The following is a 7831-nucleotide window of genomic DNA, read 5'->3' as shown; positions in this document are numbered from 1 at the left end:
TAATCAGAATGTCATTTATTATAGGTTCGTGTCACAAATGTTTGACAACTCTAGAGAGTCACATCCTATGAAACAGCAGGAAAAGTTGACAAAAAAGAGAGTTTATATTAGAATAGGTTATGAGATAGAAAGAAGCCTTTTTAATCTCCTTTCCAGTCTCGATTCGTTTAAACGTAAATAATCTATAGTGATATAGAGGTGTAATAGAAGCACGTTACACTGCTTGGCAGAGCTTAAGAACTGTTCCTCGGCGACGAGCCTAAGAAGCACAATGAGGAGTTAGTAGATCACCACTTTGACTAATCGTAAGACCTGGTAGAGTCTTTTTCTAACCCGTGCTTAGTTTTATTTCGTGGAGTGAAAATGGATAATGTTGATTTGAAAAAATTGTATGATGACTATAAAAATAATTTTCATAATAATTCTTGTAAAGTAGAGATTAATTATAAAAAATTAAGTGAATTTATAGTCAAATTCAATATTTTAGATTTACATCATTTATTTGGTATACATAAACTTGAAAAAATCAGTGCTAGTAAAACAATAAAACTTTTAGAGAATAATGAGTTAGATTTAATAAAATATAGAAATTATAAAAAAATTAATGAAGTTGTTGATAGAATTAATAATTACAATTTTATTTCAGAAATTTTTATTGAAAAAAAGTATAATTATTGCGTATTAGATAAAGATTTGAATAAAAATACCATGAACTTATCTATTGTATTTTATAAAGAAGATGAGGATAAATATGTGGTATTTGGATTGAGAAAAATCTATAATAATGTATTTGTTCCTACTACTTTATATGAAGGTAGAGGAACTGCAGTATATAAAAGTCGTAGGCAAACAACGATAAATAATATTAAATGGTTAGGGGATGACCAAAAGTCCTAAAATTTAACAAAGTGTATATGAAAACTCGTAGACACAGTGGTTTATTGATATCTAAATTCGCTTTGTAAAAGCTTTTTAGATATCTAATAAACTGTGCGGGGGTAACTCAAAATCTTGTTTTTTAAGAAATCATGATTTTTGAGTCACTCCCTCTTTTTTTGTTATAATAAAAGTATATTAATATATATACAAAGGAGTTTTAAATGTATTATTGTACATATGAAAGTAAAATAGGACTTTTATATTTAATTTCAGATGGTGAAAGTCTTTGTGGATGTTATTTAGAAAATCAAAAATATTTCCCCAATGACATTGATGACTACCAATTGAATGACGAATTAAATGTATTTATAGAGTCTAAAGTCTGGTTAGAAAAATATTTTAATGGTGAAAATCCAAGTATTGATGAAATTCCTTTGAATTTTAATGAAACTGAATTTAGAAATACAGTATGGAAAGTACTCAAAGAAATTCCCTTCGGTGAAGTAATTACATATAGGGATATTGCAGAAATAATTGCAAAGAATAGAGGTATAAAAACTATGTCAGCTCAAGCAGTCGGAGGAGCGGTTGGGCATAATCCATTGCTAATTTTTATTCCATGTCATAGAGTAATAGGGGCAGACGGAAGTTTAACAGGTTATGCTGCTGGTCTTGAAAATAAGAGATTTCTATTAAATCTAGAATCTGATAATAATCATTATTAATTAAAGGATGAAATACCGTCCAACAATAGAAGAATATACGAAAATATGGTATAATTAAATAGATTAAATTCTTTTTTAGGAGAAATAAATGAACGATAAAAAAATAGTATTTATGGGAACTCCAAAGTTTGCTGTTCCTGTTTTAGAAATGTTAATAGAAAATTACGGTGTGGATTTAGTTATTACTCAGCCTGATAAAAAAGTTGGTAGAAAGAAAGTACTAACACCACCTCCAGTAAAAGTTGTAGCTTTAGAGAATAATATTAAAGTATTACAACCCGAAAAAATATCAACAGATGAAGAGACTTATAATACATTAAAAGAGTTGAATCCGGATATTATTATTACCGCAGCATATGGTCAGCTTGTACCTGAAAAGATATTAGAAATTCCAAAACATAAATGTATTAATGTTCATGGGTCATTACTACCAAAATTACGTGGTGGAGCACCTATCCAGTATTCAATACTTGAAGATCACGGGAAAACTGGGATAACAATTATGTATATGGTTAAAAAACTGGATGCCGGAGATATGATTTCAAAAGTAGAGGTTGATATTCTAGATAGTGATAACTACGAAACTCTACATGATAAACTGTCAATCGCAGGGCGTAATTTATTAAATGAAACTCTTCCAAAAATATTTAGTGGTGATATCAGACCAGAAAAGCAAGATGACGCAGAAGCAACATTTGCTCGCAATATCTTAAGAGAAGACGAGAAGATTGACTGGAATACATCAGCTAGAGATGTATTTAACAAAGTTCGTGCATTAGATCCAACACCTGGAGCATTTACTTATTTAGAAGGTAATGTGCTAAAAATTTGGTCAACTGAAGAAGTTAAGCAAGACTTTGAATTTAATTTTGACAAAGTTGGAACTATTATTAAACAAGATAAGAAGAATATCTATATTCTATGTGGTAATAAAACAGTGTTAAAAGTCAATGAACTTCAAGTTTCTGGTAAAAAACGTATGCCGGTAGTTAATTTCTTATCAAATAAAAAAGACTATGTAGGTACCGTATTAGGTGAAGAAAATGAGTGGCACTAATGCTAGACATATTGCTTATGAGGTTCTATATACAATTATCCAAGAAGATGGTTATAGTAATATTACTTTAAATAAATACTTCAATCAATATAAGGTAGAAGAACAAGATAAGAGGTTTATTAGTGAGGTAGTATATGGAACTATAAAAAATAAACTGTATCTTGAACACATTCTTAAATCTTATTCGAAAGGTAGAGTGAAACCTAAGGTTAAAGTTATTTTATTAATGAGTATTTATCAATTACTTTACATGGATAAGACACCAAATTTTGCTGTTATCGATGAAGCTGTTAAATTAAGTAAGAAAATTGCAGGGAATATCACAGGGAAATTTGTTAATGGTATTCTTAGAAATATTGAGCGAAATGCAAGTGACTTAGGACTTAAGTATAAAGATAAAACGGAGCAGTTCCGTATAGAAAATAGTTGTCCTAGTGAATTATATAATATACTTAAAGAACAATACGGAGTTGAAAAAGCTCAGAAAATAGTTGTATCTTTTAATGAAAAGAGCAAAAATAGTATTAGATATAATCCATTAAAAATTACTAAAAAAGAGTTAATAGAAAAATTAGGGGATGCTGTTAGTGAGAGTGAAATCTGTGAAGACAGCCTAGTTTTAAATAAATTAAACTTAGATAGTAGTTTATTTACAAAAGGATACTATATTATCCAAGATGAGGCTAGTGCTCTAGTTGCATCGTCAATTGGTTTGCCATTAGATAAAAAATATAAAATATTAGATACTTGTGCTGCTCCGGGTGGTAAAAGTTTGCATATAGCTAGTAAGTATTTTAATTCTAGTTTAATTTCATGTGATAAATATATACATAAGCTAAAATTAATTGAAGATAATAAAGAGAAGCTTGGAATTACCAATATTGAGGTTAAAGAACAAGATGCTACTCTAAACAATACTTCATTTAATAATAAGTTTGACATAGTAATCTGTGATGTCCCATGTTCAGGAATAGGGGTTATAAAAAATAAACCTGAAATTAAATATAAGATAACAGATGCATATGTTGAAGATATTGCTAAACTTCAATATGATATTTTAAACAATAGCAAACACTATGTAAAACAAGATGGGATTCTTATGTATTCAACTTGTACGATAGATAAGAGAGAAAATATAGAAAATATAGAGAAGTTTTTAAATGAGAACAAAGATTTTAGTTTAGAGAGTATTTCTCTAAATAATAGTATTGTAAAAACGAGAGAAAATGGTGTATTAGAAATACTACCTGATGAGTATAGTTGCGATGGATTTTTTATCGCAAAACTTAAAAAGACGGAGGTAAAATGTTAATTTCAGATTTTAAAGGCTATAAAAAGTCTAGATGGTTAAAAGATTTTGATAAAATGTCTATATATTCTTTAAGACTTGATCAATTAGAAGAATATATTGTAAGTATCGGTGAGAAAAAATTCAGAGCAAAACAAATTTTTGATTGGTTATACAAAAAAAGAATTACAGATTTTTCAGAAATGAAAAATGTTCCTAAGTCTCTACAAGAAAAACTTGCTGAAGAGTTCGAGATTACAACTTTGAAAACAATTATTAAGCAAGAATCGGCTGATGGAACAATGAAATTCCTATTTGAGCTACAAGATAAGTATACTATTGAGAGTGTACTTATGAAAAATAAATACGGTAACTCATTATGTGTAACTACACAAGTAGGTTGTCGAATTGGATGTACATTCTGTGCTTCTACACTTGGTGGTTTAAAACGTAATTTAGAAGCGGGAGAAATCGTTTCTCAAGTATTAAAAGTTCAACAAGAATTAGATAAAAAAGGTGAACGTATCTCAAGTATTGTAATTATGGGTATCGGGGAACCATTTGAAAACTATGATGAAATGATGGATTTCATTAGAATCGTAAATAGTGATGAAAGTTTTAATATAGGTGCTCGTCACATTACTGTTTCAACTTCTGGTATTGTACCGAAAATTTATGATTTTGCGAATGAAAAAGTTCAAATTAACTTTGCGGTATCATTACACGCACCTACAAATGAGTTACGTAGTAAAATAATGCCTGTAAACAGAGCATATAATATAGATAAACTTATGGAAGCATTGAAATATTACCAAGAAACTACAAATCGTCGTATTACATTCGAATATGGTTTAATGGGTAAAGTAAATGATCAAAGAGAACATGCCGAAAAATTATCGGAAATTATTAAAGGTCTAAACTGTCATGTTAACTTAATTCCGATTAACTATGTGCCTGAACGTAACTATGTTAGAACTAGTAAGAGTGATATTTTCGCTTTTGAAAAAGTTCTTAAGAAAAATAAGGTTAATGTAACAATAAGAAGAACACAAGGTGATGATATTGATGCTGCTTGTGGACAACTTCGTGCTAAAGAACGTAAGGATGAGGTAAAAGGAGGAATTCCAGATGCCACTAGTATATTCGTATAATAGTAATAAAGGTAGAAAAGAAAAAAATGAAGATGCAATTAGTGTATCAAAGAACAAACAAGGAGCAGTAATTGCAATTGTCTGTGATGGAGTAGGAAGCCATAGTAACGCAGCATATTCCAGTAACTATATTGTGGCAACTTTAGAAAAAGAATGGCATGATTTAACATTTGCTAATTTTAACAATATGAAAAATTGGTTATATGAGAAAATTGAGCAGTTGAATAAAGAATTGTTCGAAAAATCACAAAGAAAAAATAAGAAAATGGGAACTACGATTGTTACTGTTGGAATTTTTGATAATCAAGTTGTAGTTTATAACATTGGTGATAGTAGCGCATATGGTCTTACTAGGGATAATGAGATGAATGTATTAACTGTAGAAGATTCTTTTGTTGGTGCTTTAATTAGTGCTGGTGCTATAACTGAAGAAGAAGCTAAAAATCATCCGGAGCGTCATGTACTGACACAGGCAATAGCAACTAAAGAAAATATTGATTTGCATACATTTATAGATGATGTGAATAACTATGATTATTTACTATTATGCTCTGATGGTTTAACGAATATGGTAGAAAATGAAGAAATTCAAAATATCGTTAGAAATAATGAATTGACATTTGCTGTTGATGATTTAATCGATAAGTGTGTTAAACGTGGGGGAGTAGACAATATATCAGTAGCAATAATTAAAAATCTAAGGGGTGACAACCATGATAAATAAAATTATATGTAATAGATATAAAATTTTGGATCATCTAGGAACTGGAGGTATGGCTACAGTTTGGCTAGGTTATGATACTATTTTAGATAGACAGGTAGCGATTAAAACATTTAAAATTGATGCGAATGATGAAGATGCGGTAAAAAGATTTAATAGGGAAGCCAAAGCGGTAACTAGCTTGTCTCACCCTAATATTGTTTCTATTTATGATGTAGAAAATGAAGGTGAATTTTATTATCTTATCTTAGAATATGTAGAAGGTATGACATTAAAGGATTATATGATTAAAAATCCTCGTATTCCAATTGAAACAATAGTTCATATTGCTAAACAAATTGCAGCAGGTCTTAGTCATGCACATCAAAATGGGATAATTCATAGAGATATTAAACCTCAAAATATTTTAATGAATGAAAATCTAACATGTAAGATAACTGATTTTGGTATAGCAAGAGCCTATGGTGATACTACTCTTACACAAACAAATCAGATGTTGGGAACTGTTTACTATTTATCACCAGAGCAAGCGCGTGGGAATGTTGCAACAGCTCAAAGTGATATTTATTCATTAGGGATTTTGATTTTTGAAATGATTACAGGTCAAATTCCTTTTAAAGGAGAGTCAGCTGTAGCGATTGCTTTAAAACACCTGCAAGAGGAACTGCCTGATATAGATAAGTATAGAGAAAATGTTCCTCAAAGTGTGAAAAATATCGTTTTACAGGCGACGATGAAAAATCCTAATGAAAGATATATTAGTTCTAAAGAATTATTTGATGATTTAAGTACAGTTCTTAATCCAGAGCGTTTGTATGAAAATAAATATACTGGATTTAAGATACCTACACAACCTGTTCAAAATTATAATCAAACTCAGTACATTGATAGAAAATATAATGATGCTCAATATGATTATCCTGAGGAAAATACGTATGATGAAGATGATTATTACTATGAAGAAGACAATAGAAATAATAATCAGCGTTATCAATCTAAAAAACTCCCAAAAAATAATTATAATAGTGTAAAAAATAGAGATGAAAAAGAAGAGACATCTAAGGCTAAACATATTTTCCTTGCAATTTTAGCTATGGTTACTATCGTTGTTGGTACATTTTTCGTCTATAATTATGTTGTAGGTTCTAATAGTGTATCTGCACCAGATGTCCGAAATAAAACAGTAGAAGAAGCTAAAGTTCTAATTGTTAAAGCTGGTTTAGAAGTTGGAGATATAACTGAAGTAGCAAGTGATGATGTAAAAGAAAAAACTGTTATTGATAGTGATCCTAAAGCAGGTAAAAAAGTTAAAAAAGGTTCAAAAGTTGATTTACGTGTTTCTTCAGGGAAGAAAACAGTAGATATGCCGAATTTTGTAGGTATGGATGAAGAAACTGTTAAGAAAAATGCTTCAAAATTAGGATTTAAAAATATTACAGTAGAAAAAGTGGAAAGTAATAATTATGATACCGGAAAAGTTGTTTCTCAAAATATAAGAGCGGGTTCAGAAATAGTTCCGAAAGATAAAGAGTTAATTATTCAAGTTTCTACTGGTAAAAAGAAAGTGACTATGCCTAATTTAGTAGGCGAAGATAGTGCAACTGTAGAAAGTACTGTAGAATCTTACGGATTTAAGCATGTTACTTATAAAGAGGAGTACTCAGATAAAGATGCTGGAACTGTTATTTCGCAAAGTATTAGAACCGGTTCTAATATAGTACCGAGCGATGAAACTTTAGAAATAATTATTTCTAAAGGAAAAGAACGTACTTCATCTCGTGATGATTCAAGTACTGATTCGAGATCAAACGATAATAGAAGTTCAAGAAATAACTCAACAAGAAATAGTTCTAGTAATAATAGAACTAATAATAACTAATTATTTTCAATAAAAGCACAGAAGAGATATTTATTGGTTTTACACTAAATTTGAAACATAAAAGTGTTTATTCGAATATGTAAATAACCATTTATTTCAACTGTGCTTTTTACAAAATTATAAATTTATTT

7 protein-coding genes are annotated in these 7831 nt (G+C 29.5%); all 7 read left to right on the top strand.

Annotated features, from left to right (window positions below):
* The first annotated feature begins 363 nt into the window (after positions 1-363).
* The 7 genes from ACO6OL_RS06365 (at position 364) to pknB (ending at position 7700) form a co-directional block, all read left to right on the top strand.
* The gene (locus ACO6OL_RS06365; RefSeq protein WP_485502532.1) at positions 364-897 is read left to right on the top strand and encodes a hypothetical protein; all 534 of its coding nucleotides are present in this window, start codon (positions 364-366) and stop codon (positions 895-897) included.
* A 203-nt stretch (positions 898-1100) separates the two neighbouring features.
* Positions 1101-1604 carry a methylated-DNA--[protein]-cysteine S-methyltransferase gene (locus ACO6OL_RS06360; protein ID WP_485502531.1) on the top strand — a complete coding sequence of 168 codons (504 nt, stop codon included), beginning with the start codon at positions 1101-1103 and terminating at the stop codon, positions 1602-1604.
* A gap of 88 nt (positions 1605-1692) precedes the next feature.
* Positions 1693-2661 (top strand): methionyl-tRNA formyltransferase, encoded by a 969-nt coding sequence (fmt, locus tag ACO6OL_RS06355; RefSeq protein WP_485502530.1) that lies wholly within the window; start codon positions 1693-1695, stop codon positions 2659-2661.
* The gene (rsmB, locus tag ACO6OL_RS06350; RefSeq protein ID WP_485502529.1) at positions 2648-3973 is read left to right on the top strand and encodes a 16S rRNA (cytosine(967)-C(5))-methyltransferase RsmB; all 1326 of its coding nucleotides are present in this window, start codon (positions 2648-2650) and stop codon (positions 3971-3973) included. The genes fmt and rsmB overlap by 14 nt, the downstream gene beginning before the upstream one ends.
* Positions 3967-5100: a dual-specificity RNA methyltransferase RlmN gene (gene rlmN / locus ACO6OL_RS06345; RefSeq protein ID WP_485502528.1), complete on the top strand. Its 1134-nt coding sequence runs from the start codon at positions 3967-3969 to the stop codon at positions 5098-5100. Before rsmB ends, rlmN begins: the two co-directional genes overlap by 7 nt.
* Positions 5078-5824, top strand: coding sequence for a protein phosphatase 2C domain-containing protein (locus ACO6OL_RS06340; RefSeq protein WP_485502527.1), 747 nt, complete (start codon positions 5078-5080; stop codon positions 5822-5824). The genes rlmN and ACO6OL_RS06340 overlap by 23 nt, the downstream gene beginning before the upstream one ends.
* Positions 5814-7700 (top strand): Stk1 family PASTA domain-containing Ser/Thr kinase, encoded by a 1887-nt coding sequence (pknB, locus tag ACO6OL_RS06335; protein ID WP_485502526.1) that lies wholly within the window; start codon positions 5814-5816, stop codon positions 7698-7700. Before ACO6OL_RS06340 ends, pknB begins: the two co-directional genes overlap by 11 nt.
* Positions 7701-7831: the final 131 nt, after the last annotated feature.

The organism is Gemella sp. (assembly GCF_057272915.1).
This window is presented reverse-complemented; position numbering and strand designations above follow the sequence as displayed.

Excerpts from the sequence above, each read along its gene's own strand:
- rlmN (WP_485502528.1), top strand. The coding sequence starts at position 3,967 with ATGTTAATTTCAGATTTTAAAGGCTATAAAAAGTCTAGATGGTTAAAA.
- ACO6OL_RS06360 (WP_485502531.1), top strand. The coding sequence starts at position 1,101 with ATGTATTATTGTACATATGAAAGTAAAATAGGACTTTTATATTTAATT.
- ACO6OL_RS06365 (WP_485502532.1), top strand. The coding sequence starts at position 364 with ATGGATAATGTTGATTTGAAAAAATTGTATGATGACTATAAAAATAAT.
- fmt (WP_485502530.1), top strand. The coding sequence starts at position 1,693 with ATGAACGATAAAAAAATAGTATTTATGGGAACTCCAAAGTTTGCTGTT.
- pknB (WP_485502526.1), top strand. The coding sequence starts at position 5,814 with ATGATAAATAAAATTATATGTAATAGATATAAAATTTTGGATCATCTA.
- ACO6OL_RS06340 (WP_485502527.1), top strand. The coding sequence starts at position 5,078 with ATGCCACTAGTATATTCGTATAATAGTAATAAAGGTAGAAAAGAAAAA.
- rsmB (WP_485502529.1), top strand. The coding sequence starts at position 2,648 with ATGAGTGGCACTAATGCTAGACATATTGCTTATGAGGTTCTATATACA.